Below are 19,295 nucleotides of genomic sequence, written 5' to 3'. Positions count from 1 at the left end.
ATTTTCCGGTGCACGGGCGGTCCTGCAGGAGAACTGCAACGCCATGGCGGCCGGAAGGAAAGACGCGGGGTAATGGTTGCCAACGGCGTGGGGCAGCGGGGAGCCGAGGCTCAGACCGGCGGCTTGCCAAACCTGGAATGGGTGGAACTTACACATGCAAACCTCATTTTTTCTTTTTCTAGGGCTTACCTGAGGGTGGCCTTGTGGGCCGTGGCAACTCGCCTTGCCATGGGGAATGGATGAACCCATGGAGCCTTTGCGGCGATGGCGAGTGCCTGTCATGTGTTTGCGTGGTCACTCGCCGATGCCGAAATTAAGTCATGCTGAAATTGCGGTCAACGAAAATTAAGCATGACTAACTTTTCTCCTGCGCAAAGCCTCGTCCTTGAGGCTCGGCAGGCATGGCGGGAATGGGTTTCAGGAGGCGGGGAGGTCGTCGAACAGGCCCATGGTGGTGACGGTCAGGACTTCCGCCGGACCGTCGCCGACATTGGCCAGGAAGTGGGCCTTGGTAGCGTCGAAGTGCACCGAGTCGCCGGGGCCCAGGGGGTATTGCCGGCCTTCGATGGTGTACACGATCTGTCCAGAGAGAACGTAGGAAAACTCCGACCCATCATGGGAGATGAGTTCTGATTGATATCCCACTGAGATGTTCATCTTCACCGCGTTGATCATGTTTCCGGGAAATGAACTGGACAGTCGTTCATAGGCCAGCGGCTGGCCCTCGATGGTGTAGCGCACCCGTTCGCCGTCGTGGGAGTCGGGCTGTGCCTGGATTGGCTGGTCGAACAGGGCGTTCAGTGGAACATTCAGGGACTTGGCGATGTTGACCAGGGATGAAATGGACACGCCGGTGAGATTGCGTTCTGCCTGGGAGAGAAAGCTGGCAGTCAGACCGGACTCGCTGGCAATCTGGCGCAGGGTTTTCTTGGCGGCGCGGCGATAGCGGCGCAGGCGTTCGCCGATGCGATCTGCGGTCATTGAAGAGACTCTTATTGGAAAGCTGCAGTAAAAATACCCGGCGTGTATCTGGCGGACGTCAGCAACGTATGACAGATCCATGACGGGGCGTCACTGTAACATCACCTTGCTGGTTGGATTCATACACAACGACGCGAGTTTTTCTAATTCGCCAGACGACAGGTAGAAACGCAAAACGGCGACCACGTTTGCCCGGGGTCGCCGTTTTGCGTGGTTGATGCGTGGCTTATTGCATCAGCACTTCGATGGCGCCGTCGGCGGTCATGTTGACCTTGCTGGTGCCGGCTTCGACTTCCGGGGTGACGGAAGAGGAAGCGAAGTCCGCGCTGGCGGCCTTCATCATCGGTGCGCGCAGGTAGGGCTGTGGATAGCCGTTGCTGTTGAGGTTCAGGTTGACGATCTTGTAGCCCTTGCCACCCAGGGCCTCGGTCGCCAGCTGGGCCCGGGCCTTGAATGCCTGGACCGCGTCCTTGAGCAGGGCATCCTCGCTGGCCTTGCGGGTCGCAGGGGCGATGGCGAAGTCCATGCCGTCCATCTTCAGGTCGGTCAAGAGTTCGCCGGTCAGCTTGGACAGGGCGGCGAAGTTGGAGCTTTCCAGGCGCAGTTCCGCGCGCTCGCGCCAGCCGGTGATCTTCTGGCCCTTGCTGTCGTAGATCGGGTAGCTGTTGCGGCTACCCTGGCTCAGGGTCACTTCCTTGACCTGGCGCGCCTGTTCCAGTGCCTTGTTCATGGTGGTGCTGATTTCTGCCGCCAGCTTGGCTGGATCGGAGTTCTGCGACTCGCTGTAGAGGGTCACGATCATCAGGTCCCGGGCCACTTCCTGGCTGGCTTCGGCGCGCAGGGAAACCTGGTTGTAATGCAAATCATCGGCGGCCAGGGCAGGCAGGCTGGTGAGGGTGCCGGCGCCAAGGGCCAGAAGGGCGACGCTGCGAGTGAAAGGCTGCATGGGATCTCCTTGAGTGCAGTCCGCAAGCCGAAAGTTCGCGCCTGCGTGAGCGATATGACTCTAGCTTTTATTCCCAGTTGCACCCATTACAACTTTGATACACCTTGGCCTCCCTTATTCCGGGACTTGTGCTTGTAGCTCAAAGCTTGCCGCTTGCCGCTGCTTTTCCTGTGGCGCTTTGCCGCAGTTTGCCTGCGTTGGGGGCTGCTTGGTTATACTCCCGCCGATTGCCCTGGAGCGCTCATCAGGAGAGCTCATGCTCGCCCCCGTAAAATTGCTGTCTGCAACTCGCCAGAACCTCTGGCGCCTGACCTTCATCCGCACCCTGGTTCTGGCCGCTCAGGCCGGTTCGGTGGGGCTTGCCTACTGGCTCGACCTGCTGCCGCTGCCCTGGTTGCAACTGGGCATCACCCTGGTGTTCTCCATGGTGCTGTGTGCCTTCACCGCCATCCGTTTGCGCACCTCATGGCCGGTGACGGAGCTCGAATATGCCCTGCAACTGGCTTGCGATCTATTTATCCACAGCGTGCTGCTGTATTTCTCCGGCGGCTCCACCAATCCTTTCGTCTCCTATTACCTGGTGCCCCTGACCATCGCCGCGGTGACCCTGCCCTGGCGCTATTCGGTGGCACTTTCCGGGATTGCCCTGGCCCTCTATACCCTGTTGCTGGCGTGGTTCTATCCCTTGCAGACCCTGCCCATCGCCCGCGAGAACCTGCAGGTCTACGGCATGTGGCTGAGCTTTGCCCTGGCCGCGGCGGTGATCACCTTCTTTGCCGCACGGATGGCCGAGGAGCTGCGGCGCCAGGAAGAACTGCGGGCGATCCGCCGCGAGGAAGGGCTGCGCGACCAGCAGTTGCTGGCCGTGGCCACCCAGGCCGCCGGCGCCGCCCATGAGCTGGGTACGCCGCTGGCGACCATGAGTGTGTTGCTCAAGGAAATGCGCCAGGACCATCCCGATCCGTTGTTGCAGGAGGACCTCAGCGTGCTCCAGGACCAGGTCAAGCTGTGCAAGGAAACCTTGCAGCAACTGGTACGTGCCGCCGAAGCCAATCGGCGGATGGCGGTAGAGATGCAGGATGTGACCCAGTGGCTCGACGAAGCCCTGAACCGTTGGCACTTGATGCGTCCTGAGGCCAGCTATCGTTTCCACCTGCTGGGCCAGGGCCCGATGCCACGCCTGGCACCGCCGCCGGACCTGACCCAGGCGCTGCTGAACTTGCTCAACAATGCCGCCGATGCCTGCCCCGAAGGCCTGGAGGTGCGCCTGGACTGGAATGCGGACGACCTGACCATCAGTATCCGCGACCATGGCGCCGGAGTACCCTTGGCCATCGCCGAGCAGATTGGCAAACCGTTTTTTACCACCAAGGGCAAAGGTTTCGGCCTGGGCCTGTTCTTGAGCAAGGCCAGCGTGACCCGCGCTGGTGGCTCAGTAAAACTCTACAGTCATGAGGAAGGCGGTACGCTCACCGAGCTGCGCCTGCCCCGTGCCGCCCGAGGAGACGACCATGAGTGAAGAGAACCAAGTCGAAGGCGAGGAACTGCCGCACCTGTTGCTGGTGGATGATGACGCTACCTTTACCCGCGTGATGGCGCGAGCCATGAGCCGTCGCGGCTTTCGCGTCAGTACCGCGGGTTCCGCCGAAGAGGGCCTGGCGCTGGCCCAGCAGGACCTGCCGGACTATGCCGCGCTGGACCTGAAGATGGACGGCGATTCCGGCCTGGTCCTGCTGCCCAAGCTGCTGGAGCTGGACCCGGAGATGCGCGTGCTGATCCTCACCGGCTACTCGAGCATCGCCACCGCGGTGGAGGCGATCAAGCGCGGCGCCTGCAATTACCTGTGCAAGCCGGCGGACGCCGACGATGTACTGGCGGCGCTGCTGTCCGAGCATGCCGACCTCGACACCCTGGTGCCGGAAAACCCGATGTCGGTGGACCGCCTGCAGTGGGAGCACATCCAGCGGGTGCTGACCGAGCACGAAGGCAACATCTCCGCCACTGCCCGGGCCCTGGGCATGCACCGCCGTACCTTGCAGCGCAAGCTGCAGAAGCGCCCCGTCCGCCGCTGATCCGCGCCGGGCGCCGTGTCCTCCAGGACAGGTGAAAAAGCGAGCCGATCGACTATGATCGGCTCGATGCTTTCCCCCCTCTCAATCGAGCTCCAATGATGAATCAGAACGCTGAATACTCTGCGGTCAACGATGCCGTGCGCGGGCAATTCTTCCGTCGGGTGTGGGCCATGACCGTGCCCTACTGGCGCAGCGAGGAAAAGGGCAAGGCCTGGCTGCTGCTGATCGCGGTGGTCGGCTTGTCGCTGTTCAGCGTGGCGATCTCGGTGTGGATCAACAGCTGGTACAAGGATTTCTACAACGCCTTGCAGAAGAAGGACGAAGCGGCATTCTGGCACCTGATCCTGTATTTCTGCGGCATTGCCGCGGTGGCGATCCTGGGCGCGGTGTACCGCCTGTACCTGACCCAGATGCTGACCATCCGCTGGCGGGCCTGGCTCACCGAGAAGCACTTCGCCCGTTGGCTGGACAACAAGAACTACTACCAGCTGGAGCAGGGCGGTTATACCGACAACCCCGACCAGCGGATTTCCGAGGACCTCAACAGCTTCACCACCAACACCCTGGCGCTGGGCCTGGGGCTGATCCGCAACCTGGTCAGCCTGGTGTCCTTTTCCATCATCCTCTGGGGCGTGTCCGGCAGCATCGAGGTGCTGGGCTATACCATTCCCGGCTACATGTTCTGGTGCGCCCTGGTGTACGCCCTGGTCGGCAGCTGGCTGACCCACCTGATCGGGCGCCGGTTGATCGGCCTGAACAACCAGCAGCAACGTTTCGAGGCCGACCTGCGTTTCTCCATGGTGCGGGTCCGGGAAAACGCCGAGAGCATTGCCCTGTATGACGGCGAGAAGAATGAGAACCAGCGCCTGAGCAGTCGTTTCGGCAAGGTCTGGCACAACTTCTGGGACATCATGAAGGTATCCAAGCGCCTGACCTTCTTCACGGCCGGTTATGGCCAGATCGCGATCATCTTCCCGTTCATCGTCGCGGCCCCACGTTACTTCGCCGGCAAGATCGAGCTGGGCGAACTGATGCAGATCAACTCGTCCTTCGGCAACGTCCAGGAGAACTTCAGCTGGTTCATCACGGCCTATTCCGACCTCGCAGCCTGGCGCGCCACCTGCGACCGTCTGCTGAGTTTCCGCCAGGCCATGAGCGACAACGAGGAACGCCCCCCGGCCATCGACGTGCGAACCGAGGGCAAGCAGCTGCAAGTGCATGACCTGGGCCTGGACCTGGCCGATGGCCGGCACCTGCTGGCTGGTGCGCAGATGACCGTGAGCCCGGGCGAGCGGCTGATGCTCAGCGGCCGTTCCGGCAGTGGCAAAAGCACCCTGCTGCGGGCCATGGGACGCCTGTGGCCGGCGGGCCACGGCAATATCCGCTTGCCGGACCAGCGTGCGCTGTTCCTGCCGCAAAAACCCTACCTGCCCATTGGCAGCCTGCGTGAGGCCCTGAGTTATCCACAAGCGGGCGACAGCTATGCCCAGGAGCGCTACGAGCAAGTGCTGGATACTTGCCGCTTGGCGCATCTGGTACCGCGCCTGGATGAGCCCAATCACTGGCAGCGCATGCTTTCTCCGGGCGAACAGCAGCGCCTGGCCTTTGCCCGGGCGCTGTTGTATGCACCGCAGTGGCTGTACATGGACGAGGCCACCTCGGCCATGGATGAAGAAGACGAAGCGGCGTTGTACCAGGCGTTGATCGACCAGCTGCCGGGGTTGAGCATCGTCAGTGTCGGCCACCGCAGCAGCCTCAAGCGTTTCCATCCGCGGCATGTTCGCATCGACCAGGGCCAGCTGGTGGAGCAGCCCCTGAGCGCCTGATCACCGTCCGGATGTACGAAGGCCCGCCCGGCAGTAGCTGCCGGGCGGGCCTTTTTTTCGCGGGTGTCAGCCGTTCTTGAGGATAGTGCGGTCGACCCGCACCGCCAGCTGGCCGCTGCCCGGCTTGGCGTTGAAGGCCACGTTGCCGCGTTCGTCGACGCTGGCCCGGGCGATTGGCGCGCCGTTGAGCAGCAGCTCCAGCGGAGCGCCCTTGAGGGATTGGCCGGAGGCCAGTTGCAGGTTCAGATTGATAGCCATGGTGATGTCCTTGTCAGGCGTTGCGGTCGATGAAGCGGGTGGCGTTCTTGTCGATGGAGCCGATCAGCTCCGGTGAGCCGCCACGGAACTGGCGGAATACATTGCGCCCGCTGGCGCCGCTGTTGCTGGTGCCGGCCGGGATCGCCAGGGTCGGCTGGAAGCTGTCGCCGAGCTCGACATAGGCCGACCAGGGGCCGATGTACGACTCGTTCAAGCCATTGGTTTCGCTGACGGCGTAGCGCACTGCGTGGCCTGGCAGCCAGTTCGGTTCGCTGGGGGTGTGGCTCTGCCAGCCATCGGCGACGATCGAAGGCATCGCACTGGGGGTTTCAAGGTAGCCCGCCGGCTTGTTGGGGCTGTAGTTCTTGAGCAGCAGGTAGGTGCTCCAGCCCCACCAGTTGTCGATGGTCTTGCTGTCGTTGAGGTTGTTGACGTCGCTGCGACGCAGCACCTGGTCGCCCTTGGTGACGAACAGTGGCGAGAAGTTGCCGCTCTTGGCGGCGTTCAGGTCCGGTGCCACTTTCAGCGCCGCATAGCTGGCCGGGGCCGGCAGGCTGCCGCTGAGGTAGCTGGCGAAGATCTCGTCGGCCGAGCGTTGGACCGCCAGTTTCACCAGCTGGCGATTGCGGTGGTCGACGCTGTCGAAATAGCGCTTGTCGCCGTAGGAGTGCCAGCGATCGCCCTGGGCGTTGCTGACATTGAGGCCGAACTTGCTGTCCTCGTCATGCATGAAGCGGGTGATCAACGAACCCAGGTCGCTGGGAGTGACCACAGCCGCTACTTGCTTGCGCGGCACCCGTACATGGCCGGCGGAGAACAGGTCGGTGAGGAAGTGGTCGGCGAAGGCGCTCATCGCATAGGCCAGTTCCAGTTGCTTGTCATCCGCGGTCTTGCCTGCCTGCACCGCTTGTTGCAGGGCGGCGGTATGGCCGGCGGTGTAGGCCGCCAGCGCCCATTCGCCGAAATGGTCGGCGTTGTTGGCGGCCAGCTTCAGGTAGCGGCCCAGGGGGAACAGCGCGGATACCGCGCTGCCACCGCCGGTGATCTTGTTCCATTCCTCGGACAGGCTGTCGCCGAGGGCGTCATAGGCCTCGTGGGGTTGCTTGCCGTCACGGATGGCCTGGTTGGCGGCGGCGGTTTCCTTCTGCATCACGGCCAGGATCTGCCGGGCCTCGTCCTTGGACGCGGGGAGCACTGCCAGGGAGTTGAATGCGGCGATGAAGCGTTGCACCCGTTCGGCCGGGGTCGCGCCATCGCAGATCGGCTGGTCGGGAATACCGTAGAAGTCACCGCCCAGGGCGACGACCTGGCCGTAGGTCAGGGCCAGGCCGTTGGGCAGGTGCAGTTCGACTTGCCAGGCAGGGATGGCGGGGGCGTCCTTGGCGAAACGCAGCAGGGTGCTGTCGCCGATGGCGGTGTGTTCGCCGCCTTCGAAGCGCAGCGATGGCTGGCCCGGTGCTACGGGCTGTGGCTCACGGGGCAGGTGTTCCGGGCGGTGGTACTTGATGGTGTGGTGGCCGTCGGCGACCAGTACCAGGTTGTCGCCATCGCCGTTGATGGCGATGCCTTGTTCGGTGAACAGGCGGTCCAGGTCGGCGATGATCTTGCCGGCATGTTGCGGTTGCTGCTTCTGTGCAGAGATTCCTGACATTTCTAGCTCCTTGATATGTCATGGGTTATTTGAATTTAACTGTATTTATATACAGTTGAAATCGAGGATAAACGAAAATCATTCCACGTCAAGATGGCAAGCATCCGAAGCAGGATGTTTTTTCGCGCCGGCCGCAGTGACGGTTTGGCGAGGCCTCTGGCCCAAGGGTTGGCGGCTCGCTCCTCGAGCGGCCGCGGGATGATTGGATTACCATTGGCCGCCTTACGACAGGCTCAAGGTCCACCCGCCCATGCTGGCCATCTTTTTCGAAACGCTGACGATTACCGCGCCCGTCTTCGCCATGCTGTTGCTGGGCCTGTTGCTCAAGCGGGTGGGCTGGATCAACGACAACTTCATCCATACCGCCTCGGCCCTGGTGTTCAACGTCACCATGCCGGCGTTGCTGTTCCTGGGTATCGTCCACGCCGACCTGCGTTCGTCGATCAAGCCCGGGGTGCTGGTGTATTTTTCCCTGGCCACCCTGGCATGCTTCGCCCTGGCCTGGCTCTGGGCGATCTGGCGTTGTCCGCGGGAGGATCGCGGCATCTATACCCAGGGCGCGTTTCGCGGCAACAACGCGATCATCGGCCTGGCCCTGGCGGCCAGCATGTATGGCAGCTACGGCATCTCCCTGGGGGCGGTGCTGGCGGCGCTGGTGATCCTTTTCTACAACACCCTGTCGACCATCGTCCTGGCGGTCTACAGCCCGGTGATCAAGTCCGACCCCTGGAGCATCTTCAAGAACGTGATCAGCAATCCGCTGATCGTCAGTGTGCTGGCGGCCGGGCCATTCGCCTACTGGCAGATCGACCTGCCTGGCTGGGTGCAGACCTCGGGCCAGTACCTGGCGCAGATGACCCTGCCGCTGGCGCTGATCTGCATCGGCGGCACCCTGTCCATGGCGGCCTTGCGCAACAGCGGGCGGATGGCTATCAGTTCCAGCCTGATGAAGATGATCAGCCTGCCGGCGCTGGCGACTTTCGGCGCCTGGCTTTGCGGCTTTCGCGGGGCCGAACTGGGAATCCTGTTCCTGTACTTCGGCAGCCCCACCGCGGCGGCAAGCTTCGTCATGGCCCGGGCGGCCAACGGCAATCATGAACTGGCAGCGGCGATCATCGTCATCACCACGGTGATGGCGGCAGTGACCACCAATATCGGGATCTTCCTGCTGCAGTGGGGCGGCTGGATCTAGGGGGCACGCCGGCGCGCAGGGGCGACCGGCGACGAGATATCACTGGTCTTGCTGGTAGGCGTCTATCACTTCCTGGGCGGCGCGAAAGGCATCGACGGCCGCCGGCACCCCGGCATACACCGCGCAGTGCAGCAGCGCTTCGCGAATCTCTTCGACAGTGCAGCCGTTGTTCAGCGCGCCGCGTACGTGGCCCTTGAGTTCCTGCGGGCACTTGAGGGCGGTCAGGGCCGCCAGGGTGATCAGGCTGCGGGTCTTGAGCGGCAGGCCTTCGCGGTTCCACACGCCTCCCCAGGCATGTTCGTTGACGAAGTCCTGCAAGGGTTGGCTGAACTCGGTGGCGTTGCCCAGGGCTCGGTCGACGAAGGCATCGCCCATCACCTGGCGACGCATCTGCAGACCGCTTTTATTGTTCTCGCTCATGGCGTTTCCCTCTTGTGTTGGCGGTGCCAGGCCCGTAGCGAACTGAACAGCAGGAACGCCACCAGCGCCGGCAGGATGAAAAACAGCATCAGGCGCTCCAGCTTGCCCGCCAGGGGCATGCCGGTCGTGAAGGACATCACGTGCAGCCCGTAGGCCAGGTACAGGCCGAGCAGCAGCAAGCCCTCGGCCCGCGTCACGCGGTAGCCGGAATAGAACACCGGCAGGCACAGGGTCGCGACGCCGAGCAGCACCGGCAGGTCGAAGTCCAGGGCATTGGGCGAGACCGACAGCGGCGTGGGCGCCACCAGGGCGGTGAACCCCAGGACCCCCAGCAGGTTGAACAGATTGCCGCCGATCACGTTGCCCACGGCGATATCGCGTTGGCCGCGCAGGGCGGCCAGCAGCGAGGTGGCCAGCTGGGGCAGCGAGGCGCTGACGGCGATCACCGTCAGGCCCATGACCCGCTCCGACAGGCCCAGGTCGTCGGCCACGGTGATCGCGGCGCCCAGCAACAAGTGCCCGGCGAATACCAGCAGGCCCAGGCCCAGGAGGATCAGCAGCAGGCTGCTGAACCAGGGCGTCGGGTGCTTGCGCGCGGGTGGCGCGGGGGAGTGCAGGCGCGTGGCGTGGCGCGACTGGCGCGACAGCAGGGCCAGGTACAGCACCAGCGCCGCCAGCAGGATCGCGCCGTCGAGCGGGCCCAGGTGCTCGTTGTAGGCCAGGGCGAATACCAGCAGGCTGGCGCCGATCATCAACGGGATGTCCAGGCGCACCAGTTGCCGGGAAACCCGTAGCGGAATGATCAGCGCCGAGAGGCCCAGGGTCACCAGGATGTTGAAGATGCTGCTGCCGATCACGCTACCCACGGCGATATCGGTGCTGCCGCCCAGCGTCGCTTGCAGGCTGATGGCCAGCTGCGGGGCACTGCTGCCGAAGGCGACGATGGTCAGGCCGATGATCAGCGGCCGCACATGCAGGCGGACCACCAGGCGCACGGCCGCGCGGACCAGCAGCTCGGCACCGGCGACCAGCATCAGCAGGCCGCTGATGAGCTGGATCAGGCTGAGCAGGGGCAGTTCGGCGAAGGCGGTAATGATGAACTCCGGGAATCAGTCGCTGAGGGCTTGGACACGTACTTTCGCGGTTCCGCTGCGCAGCATGTCCAACTGCTGGGCGGCACCGTGGGACAGGTCGATCAGGCGGCCACGGGTGTGCGGGCCTCGATCGGTGATACGGACCACGACGCGCTTGTCGTTGGCCAGGTTGGTGACTTGCACCCGGGTGCCGAAGGGCAGTTGGCGATGGGCGGCGGTAAGGCCGTTCTGGTCGAAGGCTTCGCCGCTGGCAGTGCGCTTGCCGTGATGCCGGGCACCATAGTAGGAGGCGGTTCCGGTCTCGTCATAACCCCGGGGGTCGACCAGTTGGCTACTGGCGCAGCCGCTGAGCAGTGCCAGCAGGGCGCAGGCGCCGAGCCAGGATTGCAGGGGCGAACGCATGGGGAAAAGGGGGGCGGGCATCGATGGGGAAGGAGGGCTTGCCAGCGAGAACGGCGGTACGCGGACCACGTTTCGACTGGCAAGCCACGGCTTCATGTCCCGGTCAGCCTTCGAGCTTGCTTTTCAGCAACTCGTTGACCTGTTGCGGGTTGGCCTTGCCCTTGGAGGCCTTCATCGCCTGGCCGACGAAGAAGCCGAACATCTTGCCGCGCTTGGCTTCGTCCGCGGCGCGATATTGTTCGACCTGCTCGGCGTTGGCCGCGAGCATTTCGTCCAGTACCGCCGAGATCGCGCCGGTGTCGGTGACCTGCTTGAGGCCGCGCTTGTCGATGATCTCGTCGGCGTTGCCTTCGCCGTTGGCCATGGCTTCGAACACGGTCTTGGCGATCTTGCCGGAGATGGTGTTGTCCTTGATGCGCTGGAGCATGCCGCCCAGTTGCTCGGCCGATACCGGGGCTTGGTCGATCTCCAGGCCCTGCCTGTTCAGCAGGCTGCCCAGCTCGACCATGACCCAGTTGGCCGCCAGCTTGGCGTCGCCGGCGATGTTGGCGACCTTCTCGAAGTAGTCCGCCTGCTCACGGCTGGAGGCCAGCACGCTGGCATCGTAGACCGACAGGCCGAACTGTTCCTGGAAGCGCTCGCGTTTCTGCGGTGGCAGCTCCGGCAGGGTCGCGCGCACCTGGGCGAGGAAGGAGTCCTCGATGACCACCGGCAGCAGGTCCGGATCGGGGAAGTAACGATAGTCGTTGGCTTCTTCCTTGCTGCGCATCGGACGGGTCTCGTCCTTGTTCGGATCGTACAGGCGCGTCTGCTGGATCACCTTGCCGCCGTCCTCGATCAGGTCGATCTGGCGCTGGATCTCGGAGTTGATCGCCTTCTCGATGAAGCGGAACGAGTTGACGTTCTTGATCTCGCAGCGGGTGCCGAACTCGGCCTGGCCCTTGGGTCGGATCGAGACGTTGCAGTCGCAGCGCAGGGAACCTTCGGCCATGTTGCCGTCGCAGATGCCCAGGTAGCGCACCAGGGCGTGGATCGACTTGACGTAGGCCACGGCTTCCTTGGCGCTGCGCAGGTCAGGCTCGGAAACGATTTCCAGCAGCGGCGTGCCGGCGCGGTTCAGGTCGATGCCGGAGGCGCCGTTGAACTCTTCGTGCAGGCTCTTGCCGGCATCTTCCTCCAGGTGCGCACGGGTGATGCCGATGCGCTTGACGGTACCGTCTTCCAGGGGGATGTCCAGGTGGCCCTTGCCGACGATCGGCAGGTCCATCTGGCTGATCTGGTAGCCCTTGGGCAGGTCCGGGTAGAAGTAGTTCTTGCGGGCGAACACGTTGTGCTGGCCGATCTGGGCGTCTACCGCCAGGCCGAACATCACCGCCATGCGCACCGCTTCCTGGTTCAGCACCGGCAGCACGCCGGGCATGCCCAGGTCCACCAGGCTGGCCTGGGTGTTGGGCTCGGCGCCGAAGGCGGTGGAGCTACCGGAGAAAATCTTCGATTGAGTGGTGAGCTGGGTATGGATCTCCAGCCCGATCACGACTTCCCATTGCATGTGTGTCTCCTCAGAAGCCGGTTGGGGTGCGGGTGTGCCAGTCGGTGTGCAACTGGTACTGGTGCGCAACGTTGAGCAAGCGGCCTTCCTGGAAATACGGGGCAAGCAGTTGCACGCCCACCGGCAGGCCATCGACGAAACCTGCCGGCATGGACAGGCCCGGCAGACCGGCGAGGTTGGCGGTGATGGTGTACACGTCTTCCAGGTACGCAGCGACCGGGTCGCTGTTCTTGGCGCCGAGTTTCCAGGCCGGGTTCGGCGTGGTCGGGCCGAGGATGACGTCGACTTCGTTGAAGGCGTTCATGAAGTCGTTCTTCACCAGGCGCCGGATCTTCTGCGCCTTGAGGTAGTAGGCGTCGTAGTAGCCGGCGGACAGCGCGTAGGCGCCGACCATGATCCGGCGCTGCACTTCGCTGCCGAAGCCTTCGCCACGGGAACGGGTGTACAGGTCTTCCAGGTCCTTGGGGTTCTCGCAGCGGTAGCCGAAGCGCACACCGTCGAAACGCGACAGGTTGGAGGAGGCTTCCGCCGGAGCGATCACGTAGTACGCCGGGATCGCGTGCTGCATGTTCGGCAGGCTGATTTCCTTGATCACCGCGCCGAGCTTCTCCAGCTCCTTGATGCTGGCGTGGATCAGGTCGGCGATACGCGGGTCGAGGCCGGCGCTGAAGTACTCCTTCGGCACGCCGATGCGCAGGCCCTGCAGCGAGCCGTTGAGGCTGGCGCTGTAGTCGGGCACGGGTTCATCGATGCTGGTGGAGTCGTTCGGGTCGAAGCCGGCCATGCCTTGCAGCAGGAGCGCGCAGTCTTCGGCGGTGCGTGCCAGCGGGCCGCCCTGGTCGAGGCTGGAGGCATAGGCGATCATGCCCCAGCGGGACACGCGACCATAGGTCGGCTTCAGGCCGGTGAGGTTGGTGAAGGCCGCGGGCTGGCGAATCGATCCACCGGTATCGGTGGCCGTTGCGGCCGGCAGCAGGCGTGCGGCCACGGCTGCGGCGGAACCGCCGGACGAACCGCCCGGCACGTGCTCGAGGTTCCACGGGTTCTTCACCGCGCCATACCAGCTCGACTCGTTGGCCGAGCCCATGGCGAATTCGTCCATGTTGGTCTTGCCCAGGGTCACGGTACCGGCGGCGGCCAGCTTGGAGACCACGGTGGCGTCGTAGGGCGCCTTGAAGTTGTCGAGCATCTTCGAGCCACAGCTGGTGCGGATGCCCTGGGTGCAGAACAGGTCCTTGTGGGCGATCGGCGCGCCCAGCAGGGCGCCGCTCTCGCCATTTGCGCGACGGGCATCGGCGGCCTTGGCCTGGGTCAGCGCGAGGTCTTCGGTGAGGCTGATGAAGCTGTTGATCTGCGGGTCGAGCTGGGCGATGCGCGCCAGCAGGGTCCGGGTCAGTTCTTCGGAGGAGAATTTCTTGTCGGCGAGTCCGCGGGCGATCTCGGCCAGGGTCATGTGGTGCATTGCAGGCTCTTTCCCTTTAGTCGATGACTTTCGGAACCAGGTACAGGCCGTTTTCGACCGCTGGCGCGATGGACTGGTAGGCCTCGCGATGATTGGACTCGGTCACAACGTCTGCGCGCAGGCGCTGGCTGGCTTCCAGGGGGTGGGCCAGCGGCTCGATACCGTCGGTATCGACTGCCTGCATTTCATCCACCAGCCCCAGAATGCTGTTCAGGGCGGAGGTGATGTGTGGAAGATCGCCTTCATTGAGCTTGATGCTGGCCAAATGAGCGATTTTTTCCACATCGGAGCGTTCAAGCGCCATGGGATTCTCCAGTGGAAAACAAAAGCGGAAATCGTCCGCGTGTCAGATTGTCGGAACACTACCGTATTTCTACGGTCTTACGGCCGCGATTGTGGGGGTTGGTGCACAGAAAAGCCGCCAATTTAACATATTGGCGCCTTGCCCAAAATCCCTGTCGTTGTTAGAGTTTGCCGCACTTTTTTACCCACGCGTTGCCTAGGGTCCCTTTCCCATGTTCAAGAAACTGCGTGGCATGTTTTCCAGCGATCTTTCCATTGACCTGGGCACTGCCAACACCCTTATTTACGTGCGCGAGCGCGGTATTGTCCTGAATGAACCATCTGTCGTAGCCATCCGGACCCACGGTAATCAGAAAAGTGTTGTGGCGGTTGGTACCGAAGCCAAGCGCATGCTCGGTCGTACTCCGGGCAACATTGCTGCCATTCGTCCGATGAAAGACGGCGTGATCGCCGATTTCAGCGTCTGCGAAAAGATGCTGCAGTACTTCATCAACAAGGTTCATGAAAACAGCTTCCTGCAGCCCAGCCCTCGTGTGCTGATCTGCGTTCCATGCAAGTCCACCCAGGTTGAGCGTCGTGCCATCCGTGAATCGGCCCTCGGCGCCGGTGCCCGTGAAGTGTTCCTGATCGAAGAACCGATGTCCGCCGCTATCGGCGCCGGCCTGCCGGTCGAGGAAGCCCGTGGCTCGATGGTCGTGGATATCGGTGGCGGTACCACCGAGATCGCCCTGATCTCCCTGAACGGCGTGGTCTATGCCGAGTCCGTCCGTGTCGGCGGCGACCGCTTCGACGAAGCCATCGTCACCTACGTGCGCCGCAACTACGGCAGCCTGATCGGCGAATCCACCGCCGAGCGCATCAAGCAGGAAATCGGTACCGCCTACCCGGGCGGTGAAGTGCGCGAAGTCGACGTGCGCGGCCGTAACCTGGCCGAGGGCGTGCCACGTGCCTTCACCCTGAACTCCAATGAAGTGCTGGAGGCTCTGCAAGAGTCCCTGGCCGCCATCGTTCAGGCAGTCAAGAGCGCCCTGGAGCAGTCGCCTCCGGAGCTGGCTTCGGATATCGCCGAGCGTGGCCTGGTGCTGACCGGTGGTGGCGCGCTGCTGCGTGACCTGGACAAGCTGCTGGCCCAGGAAACCGGCCTGCCGGTGATCGTCGCCGAAGACCCGCTGACCTGTGTCGCCCGCGGCGGTGGCCGTGCATTGGAAATGATGGACAAACACACCATGGACCTGCTCTCCAGCGAATAACTTCGCTGTCGGCATCTATGCTGTTGCGCTCACAGGCAGCACTTTGCAGTGCTGCCTGTCGCGTTTATCTTCTGTCAATCTGCACCCAGGCCGGTTCGACGCCTTATGAATAGACACAACATTTGCCCGGGAGGAGCGGCTTATTAAACCGCTTTTCGCCAAAGGCCCCTCATTGGGCGTGCGCCTCCTCGTGCTGGTCGTGCTGTCGATCACGCTGATGGTGGTCGACGCGCGCTTCACACTGCTCAAGCCGGTGCGTAGCCAGATGTCGCTGGTGCTGATGCAGTCCTACTGGATCACCGATCTGCCGCAACGGCTATGGCAAGGCGTGGCCAGCCAATTCGGCAGCCGCACCGAACTGGCCGCTGAAAACGAAAAACTCAAGACCGAGAACCTGCTGTTGCAGGGGCGCCTGCAGAAGCTTGCGGCCCTGACCGAGCAGAACGTACGTCTGCGCGAGCTGCTCAATTCCTCGGCACTGGTCAACGAAAAGGTCGAAGTGGCCGAGTTGATCGGCATGGACCCCAATCCCTTCACCCACCGCATCCTGATCAACAAGGGTGAGCGCGACGGCGTGTTCCTCGGCCAACCGGTGCTCGATGCCCGGGGCCTGATGGGCCAGGTGGTGGAGCTGATGCCCTATACCTCGCGCGTCCTGTTGCTCACCGACACCACCCACAGCATTCCCGTGCAGGTCAATCGCAACGGCTTGCGCGCCATCGCCAGCGGCACCGGCAATCCGGAGCGCCTGGAACTGCGCCATGTGGCCGACACCGCAGACATCAAGGAAGGCGACCTGCTGGTCAGTTCCGGCTTGGGGCAGCGTTTCCCCGCCGGCTACCCGGTGGCCACCGTCAAGGAGGTGATCCACGACTCCGGCCAGCCGTTCGCTATCGTTCGCGCGGTGCCCACCGCGGCGTTGAACCGCAGTCGCTACCTGCTGCTGGTGTTCAGCGATTCGCGTACCGCCGAGGAGCGCGCCAATGACGCGGCCCAGGCCCAGGAGGCCCAGGACCAGCAGGGTGGCGTCGTTGTGCCGGGCACGGTCGCCAAGCCCGCGGCGGCGCCTGCGCCTGCAGCGGCCGCGCCGGCCAGCGCTCCTGCGGCAACTCCGGCGACCCCGGTCAAGCCTGCGGCCCATGCTCCGGCCAAGCCGGTCCACAAACCCGTGGTGAAACCGGCAGCCGCCAAGCCGCCAGCCGCAGCGCCGGCCACCACCGGAGGAAGAGAATAATGGCGGGCACTACCTATTCGAATAACGGCTGGATCGTCTGGCTGACATTCCTGGTGGGCATGTTGCTCAGCGTGTCGCCGATGCCGCAGTTCATGGAGATCCTGCGGCCCCTGTGGCTGGCCTTGCTGCTGGCATTCTGGAGCCTGGCCCTGCCGCACAAGGTGGGCATGGTCACTGCCTGGTGCCTGGGGCTGGCCATGGATGTGCTGTATGGCACGCTGCTGGGACAGAACGCGTTGATCCTGACCCTGATCACCTTCCTGGTGCTGTCCTTGCAGCAGCGCCTGCGGATTTTCCCCATGTGGCAGCAGAGCCTGGTGATCCTGGTGATCTTCGGCCTGGCGCAGCTGGTGCAACTCTGGCTCAGTGCCCTGACCGGCAACCGCCAGCCGACCCTGGCGGTGGTCCTGCCAGCCCTGGTCAGCGCCCTGTTGTGGCCTTGGGTCAGCTTCGGCCTGCGCGGTTTGCGCCGGCGTTTCAAGATCAACTGAGCCGGTCAGGCATTGGCCCGCACCTCGACAGGGAGATGTCTTGATGAGTCCGCTCTACCTCGCTTCCGGTTCACCGCGTCGGCGTGAACTGCTCACCCAGATCGGCGTGCCGTTCACTGTCATCGGCGCGGACATCGATGAAACCCCGCTGGCCGCCGAAACCCCTGCCGCCTATGTCGAACGCCTGGCCCGTGGCAAGGCGGCGGCCGGTCGCGCGGCACTGGCCAGCGATTCCACGGCCTGTGTCCTGGGCGCCGATACCGCAGTGGTGCTCGATGGCCGCATCCTCGGCAAACCGCGGGACCAGGCCGACGCCCTGGAGATGCTCATGGCGCTTTCCGGGCGCGAGCATGAGGTGCTGACGGCTGTCGCCCTGCTCGACGGCCAGCGCAGTCAGGCGCGGGTGGTGCGCAGCCTGGTGCGGTTGCGCTCGATCAGCGAACAGGAGGCGAGGCGCTACTGGGCCAGCGGCGAACCCCGGGACAAGGCCGGCGGTTATGCGATCCAGGGGCTTGCAGCGGTGTTTGTGGCAGGGCTCAATGGCAGCTATTCCGCCGTGGTCGGCTTGCCAGTGTGCGAGACCGCAGAACTGCTCGGTGATTTCGGCATTTCCTGCTGGCAAGACGTTCCAGCGCACTAAGGCATTCAATCCGACCCATGCGGCCCTCCATGAACACGTCCGAACGAGACCTTGCCATGAGTGAAGAGATCCTGATCAACATCACACCGATGGAATCGCGGGTGGCGGTGGTCGAAAACGGCGTACTGCAGGAGGTTCACGTCGAGCGTACCCAGCGTCGCGGTATCGTCGGCAATATCTACAAGGGCAAGGTGGTGCGGGTCCTGCCCGGCATGCAGGCGGCCTTCGTCGACATCGGCCTGGACCGCGCGGCCTTCATCCATGCCTCGGAAATCTCCAGCCGCGAGGGCACGGCGGTGGAGAGCATCAGCGCCCTGGTCCATGAGGGGCAGAGCCTGGTGGTACAGGTCACCAAGGACCCCATCGGCACCAAGGGCGCGCGCCTGACCACCCAGCTGTCGATCCCGTCGCGCTACCTGGTGTACATGCCGCGCACCGCCCATGTCGGCATTTCGCTGAAGATCGAGGACGAGGCCGAGCGCGAGCGCCTCAAGCAGGTGGTCAGCGATTGCGTGGCCCAGGAGGGCATCCAGGAGGCCGGTGGCTTCATCCTGCGCACCGCCGCCGAAGGGGCCGGCGCCGACGAGATCATGATGGACATCCGCTACCTGCGCAGGCTCTGGGACCAGATTGGCGCACAGATCAAGACCATCGGTGCACCCAACGTGATCTACGAGGACCTGGGCCTGGCCCTGCGTACCTTGCGTGACCTGGTGAGCCCGAAGATCGAGAAGATCCGCATCGACTCCCGGGAAACCTTCCAGAAGACCACGCAGTTCGTTGCCGAATTGATGCCGGAAATCGCCGACCGCCTGGAGCACTATCCGGGCGAACGGCCGATCTTCGACCTGTACGGGGTCGAGGACGAAATCCAGAAGGCCCTGGAGCGCAAGGTACCGCTCAAGTCCGGCGGCTACCTGGTGGTGGACCCGGCCGAGGCCATGACCACCATCGACGTCAACACCGGCGCCTTCGTCGGCCATCGCAATCTGGAAGAGACCATCTTCAAGACCAATCTGGAGGCGGCGACAGCCATCGCCCGCCAGCTGCGCCTGCGCAACCTGGGTGGGATCATCATCATCGACTTCATCGACATGGAAGACGAAGAGCACCAGCGCCAGGTGTTGCGTACCCTGGAGAAACAGCTGGAGCGCGATCACGCCAAGACCAACATCATCGGCATCACCGAGCTGGGCCTGGTGCAGATGACCCGCAAGCGCACTCGGGAAAGTCTGGAACAGGTGCTCTGCGAGCCCTGCAGCAGCTGTCAGGGGCGGGGTAAGTTGAAGACCCCGGAAACCGTCTGTTACGAGATATTCCGCGAAATCCTCCGTGAGGCCCGGGCCTACCAGGCCGAAGGTTATCGGGTACTGGCCAACCAGAAGGTGGTCGACCGCCTGCTCGATGAAGAGTCGGGCAATGTCGCGGAGCTGGAAGGTTTCATCGGTCGCACCATCAGGTTCCAGGTCGAAACCATGTATTCCCAGGAACAATACGACGTGGTGCTGCTCTGATTCCGCGTGT

General features: G+C 63.6%; 19 protein-coding genes. 9 read left to right on the top strand and 10 right to left on the bottom strand.

Features of this window, described 5'->3' with window-relative positions:
* Positions 1-417: 417 nt before the first annotated feature.
* Together AC3WK8_RS15485 and AC3WK8_RS15480 are read right to left on the bottom strand one after the other, a co-directional pair.
* On the bottom strand, positions 418-981 hold the full coding sequence (locus AC3WK8_RS15485) for a helix-turn-helix domain-containing protein (RefSeq protein WP_022642296.1): 564 nt from the start codon (positions 979-981) through the stop codon (positions 418-420).
* 226 nt (positions 982-1,207) lie between these two features.
* On the bottom strand, positions 1,208-1,927 hold the full coding sequence (locus AC3WK8_RS15480) for an SIMPL domain-containing protein (RefSeq protein WP_103325030.1): 720 nt from the start codon (positions 1,925-1,927) through the stop codon (positions 1,208-1,210).
* A gap of 256 nt (positions 1,928-2,183) precedes the next feature.
* On the opposite strand from AC3WK8_RS15480, the gene AC3WK8_RS15475 reads away from it, so the two are divergent.
* From AC3WK8_RS15475 to AC3WK8_RS15465, 3 genes are all read left to right on the top strand, one after another.
* Positions 2,184-3,446 carry an ATP-binding protein gene (locus tag AC3WK8_RS15475; protein ID WP_085596330.1) on the top strand — a complete coding sequence of 421 codons (1,263 nt, stop codon included), beginning with the start codon at positions 2,184-2,186 and terminating at the stop codon, positions 3,444-3,446.
* Positions 3,439-3,999: a response regulator transcription factor gene (locus AC3WK8_RS15470; RefSeq protein WP_053138573.1), complete on the top strand. Its 561-nt coding sequence runs from the start codon at positions 3,439-3,441 to the stop codon at positions 3,997-3,999. Before AC3WK8_RS15475 ends, AC3WK8_RS15470 begins: the two co-directional genes overlap by 8 nt.
* A 98-nt stretch (positions 4,000-4,097) precedes the next feature.
* Positions 4,098-5,825, top strand: a complete 1,728-nt coding sequence (locus AC3WK8_RS15465) for an ABC transporter ATP-binding protein/permease (RefSeq protein ID WP_103325029.1) — start codon at positions 4,098-4,100, stop codon at positions 5,823-5,825.
* Between the two features lie 66 nt (positions 5,826-5,891).
* Here AC3WK8_RS15465 and AC3WK8_RS15460 read toward each other — a convergent pair whose 3' ends face one another.
* Positions 5,892-6,083, bottom strand: a complete 192-nt coding sequence (locus tag AC3WK8_RS15460) for a hypothetical protein (RefSeq protein WP_022642299.1) — start codon at positions 6,081-6,083, stop codon at positions 5,892-5,894.
* A 13-nt stretch (positions 6,084-6,096) separates the two neighbouring features.
* Positions 6,097-7,734, bottom strand: coding sequence for a phospholipase (locus tag AC3WK8_RS15455; protein ID WP_103325028.1), 1,638 nt, complete (start codon positions 7,732-7,734; stop codon positions 6,097-6,099).
* A 250-nt stretch (positions 7,735-7,984) separates the two neighbouring features.
* Between AC3WK8_RS15455 and AC3WK8_RS15450 the strand changes: the two genes are divergently transcribed.
* Positions 7,985-8,926 (top strand): AEC family transporter, encoded by a 942-nt coding sequence (locus AC3WK8_RS15450; protein WP_103325027.1) that lies wholly within the window; start codon positions 7,985-7,987, stop codon positions 8,924-8,926.
* Between the two features lie 39 nt (positions 8,927-8,965).
* Here the strand turns inward: AC3WK8_RS15450 and AC3WK8_RS15445 are convergent, their stop codons facing one another.
* From AC3WK8_RS15445 to gatC, 6 genes are all read right to left on the bottom strand, one after another.
* Positions 8,966-9,346 (bottom strand): carboxymuconolactone decarboxylase family protein, encoded by a 381-nt coding sequence (locus tag AC3WK8_RS15445; protein ID WP_022642302.1) that lies wholly within the window; start codon positions 9,344-9,346, stop codon positions 8,966-8,968.
* Positions 9,343-10,407 carry a calcium/sodium antiporter gene (locus AC3WK8_RS15440; protein ID WP_085596326.1) on the bottom strand — a complete coding sequence of 355 codons (1,065 nt, stop codon included), beginning with the start codon at positions 10,405-10,407 and terminating at the stop codon, positions 9,343-9,345. Before AC3WK8_RS15440 ends, AC3WK8_RS15445 begins: the two co-directional genes overlap by 4 nt.
* 48 nt (positions 10,408-10,455) lie before the next feature.
* A complete protein-coding gene (locus tag AC3WK8_RS15435) occupies positions 10,456-10,830 on the bottom strand; it encodes a septal ring lytic transglycosylase RlpA family protein (protein WP_085596362.1) in 375 nt (124 codons plus the stop codon).
* A gap of 115 nt (positions 10,831-10,945) precedes the next feature.
* Entirely contained in the window at positions 10,946-12,391 is a 1,446-nt protein-coding gene (gene gatB, locus AC3WK8_RS15430; RefSeq protein ID WP_103325026.1) for an Asp-tRNA(Asn)/Glu-tRNA(Gln) amidotransferase subunit GatB, read from the bottom strand.
* A gap of 10 nt (positions 12,392-12,401) precedes the next feature.
* Positions 12,402-13,853, bottom strand: coding sequence for an Asp-tRNA(Asn)/Glu-tRNA(Gln) amidotransferase subunit GatA (gene gatA, locus AC3WK8_RS15425; protein WP_085596324.1), 1,452 nt, complete (start codon positions 13,851-13,853; stop codon positions 12,402-12,404).
* A 16-nt stretch (positions 13,854-13,869) separates the two neighbouring features.
* Positions 13,870-14,157: an Asp-tRNA(Asn)/Glu-tRNA(Gln) amidotransferase subunit GatC gene (gene gatC, locus AC3WK8_RS15420; protein ID WP_022642307.1), complete on the bottom strand. Its 288-nt coding sequence runs from the start codon at positions 14,155-14,157 to the stop codon at positions 13,870-13,872.
* Between the two features lie 211 nt (positions 14,158-14,368).
* Between gatC and mreB the strand changes: the two genes are divergently transcribed.
* From mreB to rng, 5 genes are all read left to right on the top strand, one after another.
* The gene (mreB, locus tag AC3WK8_RS15415) at positions 14,369-15,406 is read left to right on the top strand and encodes a rod shape-determining protein MreB (RefSeq protein ID WP_022642308.1); all 1,038 of its coding nucleotides are present in this window, start codon (positions 14,369-14,371) and stop codon (positions 15,404-15,406) included.
* 142 nt (positions 15,407-15,548) lie between these two features.
* The gene (mreC, locus tag AC3WK8_RS15410; RefSeq protein WP_085596323.1) at positions 15,549-16,640 is read left to right on the top strand and encodes a rod shape-determining protein MreC; all 1,092 of its coding nucleotides are present in this window, start codon (positions 15,549-15,551) and stop codon (positions 16,638-16,640) included.
* On the top strand, positions 16,640-17,131 hold the full coding sequence (gene mreD, locus AC3WK8_RS15405) for a rod shape-determining protein MreD (protein ID WP_022642310.1): 492 nt from the start codon (positions 16,640-16,642) through the stop codon (positions 17,129-17,131). The genes mreC and mreD overlap by 1 nt, the downstream gene beginning before the upstream one ends.
* Before the next feature lie 43 nt (positions 17,132-17,174).
* The gene (locus AC3WK8_RS15400; RefSeq protein WP_103325025.1) at positions 17,175-17,771 is read left to right on the top strand and encodes a Maf family protein; all 597 of its coding nucleotides are present in this window, start codon (positions 17,175-17,177) and stop codon (positions 17,769-17,771) included.
* 56 nt (positions 17,772-17,827) lie between these two features.
* Positions 17,828-19,285: a ribonuclease G gene (gene rng, locus AC3WK8_RS15395; protein ID WP_022642312.1), complete on the top strand. Its 1,458-nt coding sequence runs from the start codon at positions 17,828-17,830 to the stop codon at positions 19,283-19,285.
* Positions 19,286-19,295 lie beyond the last annotated feature (10 nt).

It is taken from the genome of Pseudomonas sp. FW507-12TSA, from assembly GCF_058781435.1.
The sequence above is the reverse complement of the archived record's forward strand: the minus strand, read 5'-3'. Positions and strand labels throughout refer to the sequence as shown.